A 17,569-nucleotide genomic window follows, 5' to 3' on the forward strand; every position below is an offset into this window, starting at 1 on the left:
TCATGCGCGCCCTCCGCCTCCTCGTCCTGCTCGCCTTCGCGCCGCTTGCCCTCTCGGCCCAGGCCGCCCGGAAGCCGCTGACGCAGGACACCTACGACCTCTGGCGGTCGATCCTCCAGCCGACGCTCTCGGCCGACGGGAAGTGGGCCGTCTATACGCTCTCGCCCACCCTCGGGGACGGCGAGCTCGTCGCGCGCGCCACCACCGGCACCACCGAGCACCGCGTCGCGCGCGGCTGGACCGGACGGCCGCTGATGAGCGTGACCGGCCAGCCGTTCAGCGCGCAGGCGGCCACCGTGACCGCCGATTCGCGCCACGTGCTCTTCCTCCAGTATCCGACCAAGGCCGCCTCCGATTCCGCGCGCGGTCGGCGCGGGCGCGCGGCCGAGGCTCCGAAGAACAAGCTCGCGATCCTCGCGCTCGCCGACGGCAAGGTGACCCTCGTCGACCGGGTGCGCGGCTTCCAGGTCGCGCGCGACGGCGGCCGATTCGTCGCCTACCAGATCGACGCGGATACCACGCCTGCCGCCGGCGCGCGCGGGGCGAACGGGCGTGCCGCGGCCGCGGAAGGGCCAGCGCGCGACTCCGCGGCCACACCGGCCAAGCGCAAGGATGCCGGCGCACCACTGGTGCTCCGCGAACTCGCGACCGGCGCCGAGGTGCGGATCGAGGGCGTCACCAACTACACGATCGATCGCGGCGAGCGCTATCTCGTCTACAGCGTCACCGGCGCCGACTCGCTCGGCATCGACGGCGTCTACGTGCGCACGCTCGCAACGGGCGCCGTCACGCCGCTCAAGGTCGCGACGGGGAACTATCGAAGCCTCGTGGTCGACGAGGCCGCGACGCAGGTCGCGTTCGTGACCGACGCCGACGAGTGGAAGAACGAGAAGGCGCGCGTCACGCTCTATCATGCCTCGCTTGCCGGCACGCGACAGAAGCCGGGGGTCCAGCCCGCCACGATCGCGGTCGCTGCAGGTGCCGCCGGCGAGGGCCTCAAGATCGCCGACCGTGGCGCGGTGGAGTTCGTGCGCGGTGGTGGCGTCCTCCGCTTCGGCATCGCGCACGTCGCTCCCGATTCCATCCCCGCCGACTCGCTCGCCGAACGTGCGATCGTTGACCTCTGGCACTGGCGTGACACGCGTCCGCAACCGATGCAGCGGCTGCAGGCGGGGCAGGACCGCGGTCGCAGCTATCCGGCGGTGTTCCACGTCGCGACGCGCAGCTTCCGTCGGATCGCCGACGACTCGATGCCCACCGCGCAGTTCTCCGACGATGGGCGCACGGCGGTCGCGACGACCGACGTGCCGTACGAGCTCGACGCGATCGCGGGCGAGGGCGGCAACGACATCCGCGTGATCAATACCGTCACCGGCGTCACGCGCCAGGTCGCGACGAAGGTGCGCGGCAACGGCCAGTTGTCTCCCGCCGCGCGCTTCGTCATCTGGTGGGAGAAGGGGGCGTGGCGCGCGCACGACATCGCCGCCGACCGCACCCGCGACCTGACGAGCGGCATCAGCGGCGTGAAGTTCGACCAGGAGACGCACGACACCCCGGGCGACCCGAGCCCGTGGGGTGTCGGCGGCTGGACCAAGGACGATGCGCGCGTGCTCATCTACGACCGCTTCGACATCTGGGAGATCGATCCGCTCGGGATCGTGGCGCCGCGCAACCTGACGGACGGGGCAGGGCGCCGGGGCCAGCTCACCTTCCGCCTGCTGGACCTCGATCCCGAGGAGCGCTTCTACGATCCGACGCAGCCGTTGCTGCTCCGTACCTTTGACAACGTCACGAAGCACGCAGGCTTCTATCGCGACCGCGTCGGCGTCACGGGTGGGCCCGAGCGCCTGCTCATGGCGCCCAAGTCATTCCCGGTCGTGCAGAAGGCGCGCAAGTCCGACCAGCTCCTCGTCGCGCGCGCCGACTACCGCGAGTTCCCCGACCTCTGGACCGGCACGACGTTCGATGGCCTGACGCGGATCACCGATGCGATGCCGGAGCAGGCGCAGTACTCGTGGGGTGATGTCGAACTGGTGAAGTGGGACAACAGCGACGGCGTGCCGATGGAAGGGCTGCTCTACAAGCCCGAGGGCTTCGATCCCTCCAAGCGGTACCCGATGATCACGTACTTCTACGAGCAGCTGTCCGACGGGCTCTACAACTACAATCGCCCGGCGGGCCGCAACGTCATCAACCCGGTCGTGTACACGAGCCTCGGCTACCTCGTGTTCATGCCCAACATCCACTACACGCCCGGCTATCCCGGGCCCAGCTCGGTGAAGTCGATCGTGCCCGGCGTGCAGTCGCTCATCGCGCGCGGCATCGCCGATCCCCGGCGTCAGGGGATCAGCGGACAGTCGTGGGGTGGGTACCAGACCGCGTACATCATCACGCAGACCAATCTCTTCGCCGCCGCCGTGCCCAATGCGACGGTCGTGAACATGTTCTCGGCGTACGGCGGCATCCGCTGGGAGTCGGGCGTGGAGCGCGCGATCGTGAACTACGAGCGCGGGCAGAGCCGGATCGGCGGGTCGATCTGGGAGTATCCGGAGCGCTACGAGGAGAACTCGCCCCTCTTCCGCCTCGACCGCGTGACCACGCCCGTCCTCTTCATGGCGAACGACAATGACGGCGCGGTGCCGTGGTACCAGGGCATCGAGTTCTTCATCGCCATGCGCCGACTGGGCAAGGAGGCGTACATGGTGAACTACAACGGGGACGCCCACAACCCGCGGAAGTACGCCAACCAGAAGGACATCGACCGCCGGATGCAGCAGTTCTTCGCGCACCACCTGCTCGGCGCGCCCGCGCCCGAGTGGATGCAGCGCGGGATCCCCTTCCTCGAGAAGGGCCGCGACCAGATGCCGGCGCGGCCCTAGACGAACGACGACCTCAGTCCGGCGGGGTCAGCGCGACCCGAACGGCCTCGCCGGCAACGTCCGGAGGTACTTGTAGACGGCGACGATCTCGACATCGGTCATCTGTCGCGTCGCCGCGATCGGCATGAAGGGATCGATCTCGGTGCCGTCGGGCCGCTTCCCGGTCCGCAGCGCGGAGACGAAACCCTCCTGCGTGTAGTGCCCGATCCCGGTCGGCGTGAGGTTGGCCGGCTTGGGCCAGTCCGGCGGGCCTCCCGGGATCGCGCCGCCGCCGTAGGTGACGCCGTGGCATCCGCTGCAGCCGACGTCGCCCAGATACTTGCCATACGCCGCGGTCGAGTCGATCGCGACCGACGGCACGACCTCATCGCCGTGCGTCACCGCCTTCGCCGGGAACATCGGGAAGACGCCGCCCGCGTAGAGGGCGCGCGCGAGCGGACCGACGCGCTGCGTGGGGCCGGTGCGGTCCACCGCGGGCACCGTGCGCAGGTAGGCGATGATCGTGCCGAGGTCCTCGTCCGAGAGGAACTGGTATTCGTTGGAGGGCATGACGACGAGCCGGCGCCCATCGGCCGCGAGGCCGTGGCGGATCGCCGCCTCCCACTGCGCGTCCGTGTACGTCCCGCCGATGCCCCCCGCGCCGCGCGTGAGGTTCGGCGAGTAGATGAGCCCCATCGCGGGATCGTTGAGCAGCGTGTCGCCGCCGAGATCCTGTCCGTGGCAGTCGCCGCACTTGCCGATCGCGCGGACCACATGCTCCCCGCGCGCGACGCTCGCGCTGTCGGTCGGGGCGGTGAAGGCGTGTCCGGGGAGCGGGGACTTCGCGGTGAGCTCGTTGCTGGTCCAGGCGTAGAGGCCGGCGACACCGACGATCGCCAGGAGGACGACCGCGCCGGCGAGAATGCCGGCGTACTTGAGGATCCTGCGCATGCGACGCTCCTCGGGGGCGGAGGTGAATGGAGACGAAGGGACTTACGCTACCGCGCGCCGCGGGTTTCGGCGAATGGCGCCGCGGCACGCTGAATACCGCGCACGACCCCGAGCCCCTACTATTCACGGCATGACGTCCTCCCCGACCTCCGAGCACGCCGCGCCCGCCGTGGCGCCGACCCCCGCCGCGAAGGATGCGGTGGCCACGCCGTGGACGATCGAGCGCGCGAAGGCGCTGTACAACATCGAGGGGTGGGGGGACGGCTTCTTCGACGTCAACCAGGCCGGGCGCGTCGTCGTGCGACCCGACAAGGACCGCCCCGAACAGACGCTCGACCTCTTCGAACTCGCGCACGACCTCGAGGCCCAAGGGGTCAACCTGCCCGTGCTCCTCCGGTTCTCGGAGATCCTCAAGGCGCGCATCGAGATGCTGCACGCGCGCTTCGCGAGCGCCATCGCCGAGTTCCAGTACGAGGGGAAGTACACGACCGTCTATCCGATCAAGGTCAACCAACAGCGGCACGTGATCGAGGAGATCGTCGAGTTCGGCGAGGCGACCGGTGTCGGGCTCGAGTGCGGCTCCAAGCCGGAGCTGCAGGCCGTCCTCGCCCTCACCGACCGCACCGATCACCTGATCATCTGCAATGGCTACAAGGACGAGGAGTTCATGCGCCTCGCCCTGATGGGCCAGAAGCTCGGACACACCGTGCTCATCGTCGTCGAGCAGGTGAGCGAGCTCGATGTCCTGCTGCCCGTCGCGCGCGAGATGGGCGTGACGCCGACGATCGGCGTCCGCATCAAGCTCTCGAGCGAGGGCTCCGGTCGCTGGGCGCAGTCGGGGGGCGAGAAGTCCAAGTTCGGCCTCACCTCGGCGCAGCTCATGCAGGTCGTCGAGCGGCTCCGGGCCGAGGGGATGCTCGACATCATCAAGCTCATCCATTTCCACCTCGGTTCGCAGATCACCGACATCCGCTTCATCAAGCGCGGGCTGCAGGAGGTGAGCCGCTTCTACGTCGAGCTGCGCCGCCTCGGCCTCGATATCCGCTACGTCGACGTGGGCGGCGGCCTCGGCGTCGACTACGACGGCTCGCAGTCCACCGCGCAGGCGTCGATGAACTACTCCGCGCAGGAGTACGCCAATGACATCATCTACACGCTCGCCGAGACCTGCCGGGAGGAGGAGCTCCCGATGCCCGACATCATCTCCGAGTCGGGGCGCGCGCTCACCGCGCACCACGCGCTGCTGCTGCTCTCGGTGATCGACGTCGAATCGGCGGCCGAGCCCGTGGTCCCGGTGCTCTCCGAGGAGGACCATGCCCTCCTGCACGAGATGGCCGACGACCTCAAGACGGTCAGCCGCAAGAACGTCGCCATGCGTCGCGTCCGCGAGATCTTCCACGACGCGACCTTCGACAAGGAGCGCGCGCAGCAGCTCTTCAACTCCGGCGTCCTCTCGCTCCGCGAGCGCGCCATGGCCGAGACCTTCTACCTCTGCACGTTGAACGCGGTGTCGCGCCTCATCGGACCCAAGCGCGACCATTTCGACGACATCATCAAGGATGTGGACGCGGCGCTCGTCGACCGCTACTTCGCCAATTTCTCGCTCTTCCAGTCGCTCCCCGACAACTGGGCCATCGACCAGCTCTTCCCGATCATGCCGATCCATCGGCTCGACGAGGAGCCGTCGCGGCGCGGGACGATCCAGGACGTCACCTGCGACTCCGACGGGAAGATCGACCGCTTCATCGGGGGGCGCGACGGCCAACCGTCGCTGCCGTTGCACGTCTTCCGTGACGGCGAGGCGTACATCCTCGGCATCTTCCTGACCGGCGCTTACCAGGAGATCCTCGGCGACCTCCACAACCTGTTCGGCGACACCAACGCGGTGCACCTGCGCCTGCAGGGCGATCACTACGAGATCACCCACATGGTCCACGGCGACACCGTGACCGAGGTGCTCAACTACGTGCAGTTCCGCGCCTCGGACCTGCTCGCGACCTTCCGTCGCAAGGTCCAGAACAGCAAGGACCTCTCGCGCGAGGAGGCGAACATGTTCATCGCCGAGTACGTCGCGGGGCTCGAGGGCTACACGTATCTCGAGGGCGAGGCGGCGCGGTAGGGCGGGAGGATCGAGGCTGAAGGAGGAAGGTGGAAGGGATCGGGAAGCGGGCCGCGGCCTGACCGGGGAGCGCGAAAGGAGGGCGAGGGAGCCTCGACATCGGCTCGCCTCGCCCTCTTGTCATGTCCAGCACCCGTCGTTCACCGGAAGGTGCACCTCATCGCGCCCCGACCCTCCCACCTTCATCCTTCCTCGTTATCGCGCGTCGTACCGCTTCGCCACCTCGCCCCAGTGCACCACGTTCCACCACGCGTCGATGTAGTCGGGACGGCGGTTCTGGTACTTGAGGTAGTAGGCGTGCTCCCAGACGTCGAGCCCGAGGATCGCGTGCCGCCCCTCCATGAGGGGATTGTCCTGGTTCGGCGAGCTCTCGATGGACAGGGTCCCGTCCTTCGCGGCCACCAGCCAGGCCCAGCCCGATCCGAACCGCCCAACGGCCGCCGCCTTGAAGGCGTCGCGGAACTTCGCGAAGTCACCGAACGACTTGTCGATCGCCGCCGTGACGTTCCCGGTCGGGGCGCCGCCCGACTTGGGGACCATGCAATTCCAGAACAGCGTGTGATTCCAGTGTCCGCCGCCGTTGTTGCGCACCGCGCCGCGCACCGGTTCCGGCACCTTCGCGATGTCGCGGCAGAGCTGTTCGAGGCTCCACGACGCCAGCTCGGGCGCCTTCTCGATCGCGGCATTGAGGTTGTTCACGTACGCCTGATGATGCTTGCCATGATGGATCTGCATCGTCTGCGCATCGACGTGCGGCTCGAGCGCGTCGAAGGCGTAGTAGAGCGCGGGCAGCGTATGGGCCATCGGAACTCCGTTTCAGGGTCAGCTACGTTGCAAGACAATATAGGAGGGCACACCGCCACGCGCCCGGCACGTCCGCTTCATCCTTCGTCCTCCATCCTTCATCCCTTCTTGCGCCCCTTCCACCACCCGTACACCCCGGGCAGCACGCTCACGACGATGATGCCGATCGCGAGCTTCTCGACGTTCGCCTCGAGTCCGGGCACCATCCGCACCACGTAGAACCCGATCAGCAGCATCGACCAGATCCAGGCGAGGCCGCCGATCACGTTGTAGAAGACGAAAGTGGGGTAGTGCATCTTCGCCGCGCCGGCGACCACCGGCGCGAAGGTCCGCGCGAACGGCATGAAGCGGGCCATGATGATCGTCTTCCCGCCATGGCGCTCGTAGAAGTCGTGCGCCGCGCGCAGATGGCTCTGCTTGAACCAGCGCGAGTCGGGGCGGTTGAAGAGCGCCTCCCCCGACTTGCGCCCGATCCCGTACGCGATCTGGTCGCCGAGGACCGCCGCGATGGAGCAGAGCACGCCGAGCCACCAGACGTTGAGCGTGACGATCTGGTTCGGGGCGGAGGCGAAGACGCCGGCCGTCACCAGCAGCGAGTCGCCGGGCAGGAAGGGGAAGAGCAGTCCCGTCTCGATGAAGATGATCGCAGTGATGCCCGCGTATCCGGCGGTCGCCACGAGCCCATTCAGGTCGCGCAGCTGGTGGAACAGGTCGAGGAGGAGGTCCATGGGGCCGGAATCTAGCCGACCGGACTAACTTCCACCCATGTCCGCCCTCGACCAGGTCGTCATCGTCTTCCACAAGCCGCAGGACCCCGTCAACATCGCCGGCGCCGTCCGGGTGATGAAGAACATGGGGATCCACGACCTGCGCCTCGTGCAACCCGTCGCGTACGACCCCTGGCGCATCGAGGGCGTCGCGCACGGGACCCGCGACGTCGTGGAGCGGATCCGGCACTTCGACACGCTGCAGGAGGCGCTGGCCGATTGCGTCTACGTCGCGGCGTTCGCGGGGAAGCGTCGCGCGCACCGCTGGCCGCTCACCACGCCGCGGGAGCTCGCGCCCGTCGTCCTCGAGAAGGCGGCCGACGGCCGCGTCGCCCTCCTCTTCGGGCAGGAGGACCACGGCCTGCCCAACGAGGCCATCGACCAGGCGCAGACGCTCTGCACGATCCCCACCACCGAGCACAGCTCGCTCAACATCGCGCAAGCGGTGCTCGTCGCGGCGTACGAGCTGCATCTCGCCGCCGGCGATGCCACGCGCACCATCGCGCGTCACAAGCATCACGCCGCCCTCCCCAAGCACGACGAGTGGGAGCGCGCCCTCGCCGACATCGATCGCGCCCTCGCGGCCATCGCGTTCTACCGGACGCGCAACCCGGAACACATCATGCGCTCGGTGCGTTCGCTGCTGAATCGCGCCGGCCCGGACTCCCGGGAGCTCACCCTGGTCCGCGCGATGGGTATCGAGGTGCTGCGTACGATCGACCGCGTGAAGCGGGGGCTGGACGAGAGTGCGTAAGGCCATTCCTTGCGCGCACTTGCACACAACCCCGACGCGGGTCATTTTTCCGAGGCTCTGCGGCTTGTGAAATCGTTCACAAGCCGAGTGTCCCATTCGGAATTCCCTCCATCCGAGTCTCGCGCATGACCGGTCGCAGGAAGTGGGTCGTCATCCCGGGGTTGGTCGCCATCGCGTTCGCCGCGACCATGATGTCCGCCTATGCGGGCTCCCAATCCGCCGCTCCGCAGGCACCGGCCGCTGGTACGCCGGAGACCGCGACCGAGGCGGCCAATCGCGAGGCCTTCGGCAAGGCCCAGCCCGGACCGTGGTCCTACAGCGGCGCCTCGGGCTACACGTTCTACGTCGGTGGCGGCATCGGCCGCTCGCCCGTGCAGCCGGTGAAGTTCCCGCACCCGGTGCACGTGAACTCGCTCAAGATGAACTGCGCGTTCTGCCACAACGCGGCCAGCACCTCGCCGGACCCGGGACTTCCCGCGGTCGGCACCTGCATGGGCTGCCATACGCTCGTCGGCGCCGGTCGCCCGGAGATCGCCAAGCTCACGGACTACTGGACCAAGAAGCAGCCCGTGCCGTGGGTCCGCATCCACAAGGTCCCCGAGTACGTGCACTTCCCGCACATGCGGCACGTCAACGCCGGCGTCACCTGCCAGACCTGCCACGGCCAGGTGAACAACATGTCGCAGGTCTTCCAGGCCCAGTCGCTCAACATGGGCTGGTGCGTGACCTGCCACGTCAACGGGTACTCGCCGGCCGAGGGGATGCGCGCCGCCGGCATGGAGCCTGATTCCGCCACGCTCGCGCTCCCGCGCAAGAAGGCGACGTACGACTGCGCCACCTGCCACTACTAGACCCCATGACCACTGATTCGAAGGACGTGACCCACGGGGCGCAGGGCGAGTCGGGCGTCGATCGCCGCGGCTTCCTGAAGGTCCTCTCCGTCACCGGCGCGGCCACCGCCGCCGTCGGATGCGGCACCGCGAACGTCGAGAAGCTCATCCCGTACCTCGTCTCGCCCGATCAGACGACGCCGGGGGTCTCGAACTACTATGCGACCACCTGCCGCGAGTGCGCGGCCGGCTGCGGCCTGATCGTCGAGGTCCGTGACGGGCGCGCCATCAAGGCCGAGGGCAATCCGGAGCACCCCGTCAATCGGGGCGCCCTCTGCGCCCGCGGGCAGTCCGGCCTGCAGGGCCTCTACAACCCGGATCGCTTCCGCGGCCCGATGAAGCGCGAGGGCGACAAGCTCGTCCCGACCACGTGGACGGAGGCGATGCAGACCCTCGCCACCAAGCTCGGCGAGATCAAGTCGCGCGGGCAGGGCAGCAAGGTCGCCTTCGTCAACCAGCACGAGCAGGGCTCGTTCCCGGCCTTCCTCGACGGCATCCTCGCCGGCTACGGCATCGCGCCGCACATCAGCTACGACGCCGAGGCGCCGATCGCCGTCGCGCAGGCCAACAAGGCCGCCTACGGCGCGTCGTGGCCGCACATCGACTTCTCGGCCGCCTCGCTCATCGTCTCCTTCAGCGCCGACTTCCTCGACGGGTGGGGCCTCCCGGTCCCGCAGCAGCTCGCCTTCTCCGAGGCCCGCGGCAAGGTCGAGGGGGCGCCGCGCTTCATCTATGTCGGTGCGCGTCGCTCGCTGACCGGCCTCAATGCCGACCAGTGGATCCCGGCCAAGCCCGGCTCCGAGATCGACATCGTGAACGCGCTCCTCGGCAAGGCGTCGGCCTCGCAGGCGGCCGAGGCGGCCGGCGTCGGCCTTCATCTGATCGAGGGGCTCATCGCGGAAGTGCGTGGCGCCAGCGCCAGCGCGATCCTCGCCGGCGGTTATGACGCCGAGGCGGGGGCACTCGCCGCCGCGGTCGCCGAGCTCAACAAGTCGCGCGGGAACGTGGGCAAGACCATCAAGCCGGGCGACGGCCTCCTCGCGTTCGAGGGTGTGGCCGGCCACGCCGAGATGCGTGAACTCTCCGGCCGCATGAATGCCGGCGACGTGCCGCTCCTCATGGTGCGCCACGCGAATCCCGCCTACACCACCGCCCCCGCCGTCGCCTTCGGCGTCGCGATGGCGAAGGTGCCGTTCAAGGTCTCCTTCTCCAGCGTGCCGGATGAGACGACGTCGCTCTGCGACCTCGTGCTCCCCGACCATCACGCGCTCGAGAGCTGGGGTGACGCCGAGCCGGTGCGCGGCACGCTCTCGCTCCAGCAGCCGACGATGGACCCGGTGTTCGACTCGCGCGCGACGGCCGATGTCCTCCTCGCGGTCGCGAAGGGCGACCAGTCGATGGCGGCGCGCTACCCGCAGGCCGACTATCGCGGCTGGCTCGCGAACCGGATCGGCGGGAACCAGGCGCTCAAGAACGCGCTCCCGACGGCAATGATGGCCGGTGGGGCGGCGACGCGCTCCAGCACGTCGAAGACGGTCTCGGGCCGCCCGACGATCGCCGCCCAGACGGGGGACTACACCCTCATCGCCTATCCCTCGCCGACGCTCGGCGACGGGCGCGGCGCGAACAAGCCGTGGCTCCAGGAGCTGCCGGACCCGGTCACCAAGATCGTCTGGCAGACCGTGGTGGAGATGCACCCGGAGACGGCCGAGAAGCTCGGCGTCACCGACGGCGAGCACGTGACGGTGAAGACGGGCGCGGGGGAGATCACTGCGCCGGCCTTCGGCTACATCGGACTGCGGCCCGACACCATCGCCATCGCGCTCGGGCGCGGCCACACCGCCTCGGGCCGGTATGCGGTCGCCGGCCAGAACGCGTGGACGCTGTTGGCGCCCGCCGAGGATCGCGCCGGTGGCGTCGCGCTCGGCGCGACGAAGGCATCGGTCACCAAGGCGAACGGCAACGAGCGCATCGTCACCGTCGAGGGCTCGGGCCGTCAGCACGGCCGCGGCATCGCGCAGGCGATCGCCCTCCCCGCGCTGCTCGCGGGTGAGGAGGAGCATCCGCACACGTTCGACGGGCAGGCGAGCACCGAGTTCCTCCCGGGGCTCCGCTCGCCGACCGCGAACGACGCGCAGGGCGAGTTCGGCGTGCCGGGCTCGAAGGACAAGGGCCAGTACGACCCGAACCACTGGTCGGGGGCCGCGAAGCGCCGCTGGGCGATGACCATCGACCTCGCCAAGTGCACCGGGTGCTCGGCCTGCGTCACCGCCTGCTACGCCGAGAACAACATCCCCACCGTCGGCGCGGCCTGGCAGGGCGCGCAGGTGATGCCGGATCGCACCGGCTTCGGTGCCAACATCACGCGCTCGCGCGAGATGGCCTGGATCCGCCTCGAGCGGTACTGGGAGCTCGACCGCGAGCCGAAGGACGTGAAGTTCGATCCGGAGCACCCGGACTTCGAGACGCGCTTCATCCCGATGATGTGCCAGCACTGCGGCAACGCGCCGTGCGAGCCCGTCTGCCCGGTGTACGCGACCTACCACGCGCCGAACGGCCTGAACGTGCAGGTCTACAACCGCTGCGTCGGCACGCGCTACTGCTCGAACAACTGCCCGTACAAGGTCCGGTACTACAACTGGTTCGGCTATGGCGACCCGAACCGCACCCAGTACGCGTTCCCGGAGCCGCTGCACTGGCAGCTCAACCCGGACGTGACGGTGCGGCAGAAGGGCATCATGGAGAAGTGCTCGTTCTGCGTGCAGCGCATCAAGGAGGCCGAGAACCGGGCCTCGCTCGAGCAGCGCGACCTGCACGTGGACGAGTTCACGACGGCCTGCGCGCAGGCCTGCCCGTCGCGCGCGATCGTCTTCGGCGATGCGGCCGACGAGAACTGGTCGGTGGCGAAGTGGGCGAAGGATCGCCGCGCGTACCACGTGTTCGAGGAGCTCAACACCTTCACGGCGGTGGTCTACTTGAAGAAGGTCAACCATCCGGCGCCGACGGCGTCGGCCACGGCGTAAGGGGGCGCGACCAATGACTGCCATCGCGCATCCGGACGAGCCGCGCCGGCCGAACATCGCATCGGCCGACATCCAGCTCCCCGCGGTCAAGGACTACGAGCAGGTCGATCGCGAGATCCTCGCGATCCTCAAGCCGACGAAGGCCTGGTTCGGCGGGCTGTTGCTCGCCCTGACCTGCCTCGCGTTCGGCGCCGCGTCCTGGGCCTACCAGATCCACCAGGGCCTCGGCGTCGCCGGCTACAACCCGCCGGTGATGTGGGGCGTCTACATCATCACGTTCGTGTTCTGGGTCGGCATCGGTCACGCGGGCACGCTGATCTCGGCGATCCTGTACCTGTTCCGGGCCGGGTTCCGCACGACGATCTACCGCGCCGCCGAGGCGATGACGGTCTTCGCGGTCATGACCGCGGGGCTCTTCCCGATCATCCACATCGGCCGGCCGTGGAAGTTCTTCTGGCTCATCCCGTACCCGAACTGGCGGCTGATCTGGCCGAACTTCAAGTCGCCGCTCGTGTGGGACGTGTTCGCGATCACGACCTACCTGACGATCTCGACGACGTTCCTCTTCGTCGGCCTGATCCCCGACATCGCGGTGCTGCGTGACCGCGAGACGAACCCGCTGCGCAAGCAGATCCTGTCGGTCCTGAGCTTCGGCTGGCGCAACAGCGAGCGCGAGTGGCGCCATTTCGCCCGCGCCTACCTGTTCCTCGCCGCCTTCTCGACGCCGCTGGTGCTCTCGGTGCACTCGGTCGTGTCGTTCGACTTCGCGATGGGCATCGTGCCGGGCTGGCACACGACGATCTTCCCGCCCTATTTCGTCGCCGGCGCGATCTTCTCCGGCTTCGCGATGGTGTGGACGATCATCATCCCGATGCGCAAGTGGTTCGGGCTCAAGCACTACGTGACGCTCAACCACCTCGACGCCTCGGCGAAGATGGTGCTCTTCACGTCGCTGGTCGTCGGCCTCGCGTACATGATCGAGTTCTTCATCGCCTGGTACGGCGGCATCCCGGCGGAGCAGGACTACTTCTGGAATCGCGTCTTCGGGCAGTGGTGGTGGGCCGCCTGGATCATGCTCACCTGCAACATGATCCTGCCGCTCTCGCTCTTCTCGCAGAAGCTGCGCCGCAACCCGACCTGGCTCTGGATCCTGTCGATCTTCATCAACATCGGCATGTGGTTCGAGCGCTTCGTGATCGTCGTGCCGTCGCTCTCGCATGACATGGAGCCCTGGCAGTGGTCGAGCTACGTGCCGACCTGGGTCGACTACGGGCTCCTCATCGGCTCGTTCGGCTGGTTCTTCATGTGGTTCCTGCTCTTCGTCAAGCAGCTGCCGGTGATGGCGCTGGCGGAGATCAAGGAGATCATCCCGCCCAAGATGAAGCACGGGCACTCGCACCACGGGGGGCACTGAGATGCATCGCGGAATGATCGGCGTCTTCGCAGAGCTCGACAGCACCGTGGAAGCGATCGAGGAACTGAAGCACAAGAAGCTCGGGGACATCACGGCGTACACGCCGACCCCGCGGCACGAGCTCGAGCACGCGGTCGAGCCGCCGCCGTCGCCCGTCCGGAAGTTCACGCTCGTCGGCGCGCTCGCGGGCGTCTGCTTCGGCTACTGGCTCGCGATCTGGGGCTCGGAGTACTGGCCCCTCGTCGTCGGCGGCAAGGCGATCTCCACCTGGATCCCGTACACGGTGTTCGGGTTCGAGGTGATGGTCATGGTCGGCGCGCTCTCGACCGTGTTCGGCATGTTCTACCTGGCCGGCATCCCCCGCCTGACGATGACCGTCGGGTACGATGCGCGCTTCAGCCAGGGCAACTACGGCGTCTGGTGCGAATGCGCGCCGGACAAGCTCGCCGAGGTGGAGGCGATCATGCGCCGCCATGGCGCGGTGGAGGTGCGTGGTGACCGGTAACCTCATGCGTCGGCTGGCCGTCGTCGCGCTCCCGCTGGCCCTCGCGGCCTGCGACCCGAACGACTGGCTGACCGACATGAAGCAGCAGCCCTCCATCGGGACCTGGCAGAAGTTCTCCAGCGACTCGGCGGCGGGCGACACGATCCCGTTCCGCGGCAACCCGCAGGGCTCGGTCCCGACGCACGGCCTCGCCGTCGCGTCGTGGCAGGTCTCCTACGCGGTGATGCCCGCGACGATCGACTCGCTCTCCGGCGTCGCGAACCCCGTCGCGGCGGACGCGCGGTCGCTCGAGAACGGCCGCAAGCTCTACCAGATCAACTGCGCGGTCTGCCACGGCGACCTCGGCGACGGCAACGGCGCGCTCAAGCAGCTCAACCCGATGTACGGCTTCGCTCCGCCGATCAACGGCGCGGCGACCCAGGCGCGGACCGATGGCTACATCTTCGGCATGCTGCGCAACGGGCGCGGCCTGATGCCACCCCAGAACCGCATCCCCGAGGAGATGCGCTGGGATGTGGTGAACTACCTGCGCGGCCTCCAGGGCCGCTACGCCGTCCAGACCGGCCCGGTCGGGTTCCCCGGCCAGACCGGCACCGCGCTCCCGGGCTACTCGAAGGTCGGCCCGACGGTCCCGCACCCCTACGCGCGGCCGAGCACGACGGGCATCACCCTGAAGGCCGAGAAGCCCGCTGGTGAGGCCAAGGCCGACCCGGCGCACAACGGAGGTCACGAATGAGCGGCCAGCACCATTACTCCCCGCCGCGCGACCAGTTCGTCGGCATCCTGCAGAAGAAGTCGATGCCGGCCGCCCTCAAGAAGGGCGGACTCGTGGTCGGCGTCCTCGGCATGATCCTCTTCGCCGTCGGGGCGGCCACCGGAGAGGCGCGGGCCTGGCAGGCCTTCCTCCTCAACTGGCTCTTCTTCACCACCATCGCCTCGGCCGCCGTCATGTTCTCGGCGGTGCAGCGCATCACCACCGCGCGCTGGTCGCGCGGCGTGATCCGCTTCCTTGAGGGGTATGTCGCCTTCCTGCCGATCGCGGCGGTCGGCCTGCTCGTGATCATCATCGGTGGCAAGTCCCACATCTATCCGTGGTGGGACCTGGTCGGCACCGGCGAGCTGATCAAGGAGAAGGAGACCTACTTCAATCACGGGTTCTTCTACGCCCGCTCGGTGATCGCGTTCGGCGCGCTGTTGCTCCTGCAGGTCTGGTACGTCTGGACCTCGGTCCGCCTCGACGTGGGCATCACGCCGGAGCATGGCGCCTCGTGGGCCGCCGGCCTGCGCGCGAAGATGCGCGCCGGCTTCGGCGAGGAGCGGCGCGAGCTGCACTCGACGCACTCGCTGCAGGGCAAGCTCGCGGTGATCATGGCGATCGTCTTCGGCTTCGCCTGGTGCGTCCTCGCGTGGGACCACTCGATGTCGCTCGACTTCCACTTCTTCAGCACCATGTACGGCTGGCAGGTCTTCATGGGCGGCTGGCTCGTGGCGCTCATGACGTGGGCCGTGCAGCTCCGGTGGTGGAAGGGCCAGTTCCCCGAGCTCCCCGAGCTGATCACCGACAAGCACTACCACGACATCGGCAAGCTCTGCTTCGCGTTCACCGCGTTCTGGGGCTACCTGACCTTCTCGCAGTTCCTGATCATCTGGTACGGCAACCTCGCCGAGGAGACGCACTTCTTCACGCTGCGGCTCTCGGGCGCGTGGAAGCTGACGACCATGGCCGCCGCGGTCCTCACCTTCGTCGTGCCGTTCTTCGGCCTGCTCTCGGTCAAGGCCAAGCTCTACTCGCCGACGATGATCCTCTTCGCGGCGGCGTCGTTCGTCGGCCTCTGGTTCGCGCGCTACACCGAGATCTATCCGTCGATCTACGGCACGCGCGTCGATCATGCGCCGCTCGGGTTCTGGGAGCTCGGCATCTTCGCCGGCTTCCTCGGGCTCTTCGTCTGGAGCTACGCGCAGTTCATGGACGCGTTCCCCAAGGCGCAGGTCTTCAAGATGACGTCGCCCTACCGCGACGAGGTGCAGGTCCCGGTGAATCCGGACACGATGGAGCCGCTCCCGGCGCACGAGTAGCGCGACGCGGGGGGCAGGTGACGGGGGCGGCGTGCCGAGGTGGCGCGCCGCCCTCTCGCGCGTTCAAGAGCCCCGAGATCGTGCTGGCGCGGTCGAGGCGCGGACGTCCATTCGCTGGAGGCGGCGGCCTGATTATATTGTGTTCGCGGGGCGTTAGCTCAGCTGGGAGAGCACCTGCTTTGCAAGCAGGGGGTCGCCGGTTCGATCCCGGCACGCTCCATCGCAGGCGCCGGGCCACCTCGTGGTCCGGCGCTTCGCCGTTCCGGGGGACAGGACCCGCGGGCGCGCGGCTCGCCCCCCTCCGGCCCTCACGCGGCCCGCACGCCCCTTCGACCGACGGGAACCCCCGTCCGACGCGTCCGGTTCATCCCTGAGTCCATCCTCCACCCTTCTCTCCGATCATGAGCGCCTCCGTCCCCGCCATCGGCACGCCCGCCCCCGACTTCACGCTCGACACCACCGCCGGCAGCGCGGTCACGCTCTCGAGCTTCCAGGGCAAGCAGAACGTCCTGCTCGCGTTCTTCCCCCTCGCCTTCACCTCCACCTGCACGGCCGAGCTCTGCGCCTTCAGCGACGACTACTCGGCTTTCGCGGGGAAGGACGTGACGGTGATCCCGATCAGCGTCGATGCCGTGCCGTCGCTCAAGGAGTTCAAGGCGAAGTACGCCATGGGCGTCGATCTCGCCTCCGACTTCAAGCGGACCGCCTCGCGCGCCTACGATGTGCTGCATCCCGAGCGCTACTTCTCGCAGCGGGCCTACTTCCTGATCGACAAGGCGGGCGTGGTGCGCTGGTCCTACGTCGAGGCGACGCCGGGCACCAAGCGGGAGAACGCCGAGATCCTGGCCGAGATCGCGAAACTGAGCTGACCGGCGGTTGCGGACGCAGGCCGCAGGACGAGGGGCGACGCCCTCATCCTGCGGCCTGCGTCGTTCACGCCACGGTCACGTCGATCTTCCGCGCCCGAGGGGCTTCCTTCGGCACCACCACCGTCAGCAACCCGTTGGCGAAGCTCGCGGCGATCCGGTCTTCCGACACTGCCTGCGGCAGCTGGAACGTCCGCTTGAACGCGCCCTGCACGCGCTCGGCCACGTGCCACTTCGGGGCGGCGGCCTCGGTCGTCGTCGCGGTCGTCGCTCGCTTCTCACCGCGGACCGTCAGGACGCCCTGCTCCAACGTCACCTCGACCTGCTCGGGGGCGATGCCGGGCAGCTCGATCTCGAAGCGATAGCCGTCCGCCTCCTCGCGCACATCCGTCGCGGGACTCCAGGTCGCCGGCGCGGCCGCGGCGCGACCGAACGCATCCTCGAAGAGGCGGTCGACCTCGCGGCGGAGCGTGAAGAGCGGGGGCAGGGTCGTCGTGCGATATACCATGGGTCGATCCTCCGAAGGGCAGATGTGAGACGCT

General features: G+C 68.5%; 14 protein-coding genes and 1 tRNA gene. 11 read left to right on the plus strand and 4 right to left on the minus strand.

Features of this window, described 5'->3' with window-relative positions; all coding sequences use genetic code 11:
• Positions 1-2 precede the first annotated feature (2 nt).
• Complete coding sequence (locus tag IPJ78_17575; GenBank protein ID MBK7908353.1) at positions 3-2,879, plus strand: S9 family peptidase; 2,877 nt, start codon at positions 3-5, stop codon at positions 2,877-2,879.
• Positions 2,880-2,906: 27 nt separating this feature from the next.
• Here the strand turns inward: IPJ78_17575 and IPJ78_17580 are convergent, their stop codons facing one another.
• Positions 2,907-3,809, minus strand: a complete 903-nt coding sequence (locus IPJ78_17580; protein ID MBK7908354.1) for a c-type cytochrome — start codon at positions 3,807-3,809, stop codon at positions 2,907-2,909.
• A 130-nt stretch (positions 3,810-3,939) separates the two neighbouring features.
• Between IPJ78_17580 and speA the strand changes: the two genes are divergently transcribed.
• Entirely contained in the window at positions 3,940-5,928 is a 1,989-nt protein-coding gene (gene speA, locus IPJ78_17585; protein MBK7908355.1) for a biosynthetic arginine decarboxylase, read from the plus strand.
• Between the two features lie 195 nt (positions 5,929-6,123).
• Here speA and IPJ78_17590 read toward each other — a convergent pair whose 3' ends face one another.
• On the minus strand, positions 6,124-6,732 hold the full coding sequence (locus IPJ78_17590) for a superoxide dismutase (protein ID MBK7908356.1): 609 nt from the start codon (positions 6,730-6,732) through the stop codon (positions 6,124-6,126).
• Positions 6,733-6,830: 98 nt separating this feature from the next.
• Positions 6,831-7,460, minus strand: coding sequence for a VTT domain-containing protein (locus IPJ78_17595; protein ID MBK7908357.1), 630 nt, complete (start codon positions 7,458-7,460; stop codon positions 6,831-6,833).
• Between the two features lie 37 nt (positions 7,461-7,497).
• Between IPJ78_17595 and IPJ78_17600 the strand changes: the two genes are divergently transcribed.
• The 9 genes from IPJ78_17600 to IPJ78_17640 all read left to right on the plus strand — a co-directional run bounded on the left by IPJ78_17600 (position 7,498) and on the right by IPJ78_17640 (position 17,030).
• Complete coding sequence (locus tag IPJ78_17600) at positions 7,498-8,253, plus strand: tRNA (cytosine(32)/uridine(32)-2'-O)-methyltransferase TrmJ (GenBank protein MBK7908358.1); 756 nt, start codon at positions 7,498-7,500, stop codon at positions 8,251-8,253.
• 125 nt (positions 8,254-8,378) lie between these two features.
• A complete protein-coding gene (locus tag IPJ78_17605) occupies positions 8,379-9,104 on the plus strand; it encodes a cytochrome c3 family protein (GenBank protein ID MBK7908359.1) in 726 nt (241 codons plus the stop codon).
• Positions 9,105-9,109: 5 nt separating this feature from the next.
• On the plus strand, positions 9,110-12,166 hold the full coding sequence (locus tag IPJ78_17610) for a 4Fe-4S dicluster domain-containing protein (GenBank protein MBK7908360.1): 3,057 nt from the start codon (positions 9,110-9,112) through the stop codon (positions 12,164-12,166).
• Positions 12,167-12,179: 13 nt separating this feature from the next.
• A complete protein-coding gene (gene nrfD / locus IPJ78_17615) occupies positions 12,180-13,580 on the plus strand; it encodes a polysulfide reductase NrfD (GenBank protein MBK7908361.1) in 1,401 nt (466 codons plus the stop codon).
• 1 nt (position 13,581) lies between these two features.
• Complete coding sequence (locus IPJ78_17620; GenBank protein MBK7908362.1) at positions 13,582-14,085, plus strand: DUF3341 domain-containing protein; 504 nt, start codon at positions 13,582-13,584, stop codon at positions 14,083-14,085.
• Entirely contained in the window at positions 14,075-14,821 is a 747-nt protein-coding gene (locus tag IPJ78_17625) for a c-type cytochrome (GenBank protein MBK7908363.1), read from the plus strand. The genes IPJ78_17620 and IPJ78_17625 overlap by 11 nt, the downstream gene beginning before the upstream one ends.
• The gene (locus IPJ78_17630) at positions 14,818-16,161 is read left to right on the plus strand and encodes a hypothetical protein (GenBank protein ID MBK7908364.1); all 1,344 of its coding nucleotides are present in this window, start codon (positions 14,818-14,820) and stop codon (positions 16,159-16,161) included. The genes IPJ78_17625 and IPJ78_17630 overlap by 4 nt, the downstream gene beginning before the upstream one ends.
• 147 nt (positions 16,162-16,308) lie before the next feature.
• Positions 16,309-16,381, plus strand: a tRNA-Ala gene (locus IPJ78_17635).
• 181 nt (positions 16,382-16,562) lie between these two features.
• Complete coding sequence (locus IPJ78_17640) at positions 16,563-17,030, plus strand: redoxin domain-containing protein (protein ID MBK7908365.1); 468 nt, start codon at positions 16,563-16,565, stop codon at positions 17,028-17,030.
• A 64-nt stretch (positions 17,031-17,094) separates the two neighbouring features.
• On the opposite strand, the gene IPJ78_17645 is transcribed toward IPJ78_17640, so the two are convergent.
• On the minus strand, positions 17,095-17,535 hold the full coding sequence (locus IPJ78_17645) for an Hsp20/alpha crystallin family protein (GenBank protein MBK7908366.1): 441 nt from the start codon (positions 17,533-17,535) through the stop codon (positions 17,095-17,097).
• Positions 17,536-17,569: the final 34 nt, after the last annotated feature.

The organism is Gemmatimonadota bacterium (genome assembly GCA_016714015.1).
Taxonomy (GTDB): Bacteria; Gemmatimonadota; Gemmatimonadetes; order Gemmatimonadales; family Gemmatimonadaceae; genus Pseudogemmatithrix.

Coding starts and splice junctions, on each gene's coding strand:
- IPJ78_17575 (MBK7908353.1), top strand. CDS start 3: ATGCGCGCCCTCCGCCTCCTCGTCCTGCTCGCCTTCGCGCCGCTTGCC.
- IPJ78_17610 (MBK7908360.1), top strand. CDS start 9,110: ATGACCACTGATTCGAAGGACGTGACCCACGGGGCGCAGGGCGAGTCG.
- IPJ78_17620 (MBK7908362.1), top strand. CDS start 13,582: ATGCATCGCGGAATGATCGGCGTCTTCGCAGAGCTCGACAGCACCGTG.
- IPJ78_17600 (MBK7908358.1), top strand. CDS start 7,498: ATGTCCGCCCTCGACCAGGTCGTCATCGTCTTCCACAAGCCGCAGGAC.
- IPJ78_17605 (MBK7908359.1), top strand. CDS start 8,379: ATGACCGGTCGCAGGAAGTGGGTCGTCATCCCGGGGTTGGTCGCCATC.
- IPJ78_17595 (MBK7908357.1), bottom strand. CDS start 7,460: ATGGACCTCCTCCTCGACCTGTTCCACCAGCTGCGCGACCTGAATGGG.
- IPJ78_17640 (MBK7908365.1), top strand. CDS start 16,563: ATGAGCGCCTCCGTCCCCGCCATCGGCACGCCCGCCCCCGACTTCACG.
- IPJ78_17580 (MBK7908354.1), bottom strand. CDS start 3,809: ATGCGCAGGATCCTCAAGTACGCCGGCATTCTCGCCGGCGCGGTCGTC.
- IPJ78_17645 (MBK7908366.1), bottom strand. CDS start 17,535: ATGGTATATCGCACGACGACCCTGCCCCCGCTCTTCACGCTCCGCCGC.
- IPJ78_17630 (MBK7908364.1), top strand. CDS start 14,818: ATGAGCGGCCAGCACCATTACTCCCCGCCGCGCGACCAGTTCGTCGGC.
- nrfD (MBK7908361.1), top strand. CDS start 12,180: ATGACTGCCATCGCGCATCCGGACGAGCCGCGCCGGCCGAACATCGCA.
- IPJ78_17590 (MBK7908356.1), bottom strand. CDS start 6,732: ATGGCCCATACGCTGCCCGCGCTCTACTACGCCTTCGACGCGCTCGAG.
- speA (MBK7908355.1), top strand. CDS start 3,940: ATGACGTCCTCCCCGACCTCCGAGCACGCCGCGCCCGCCGTGGCGCCG.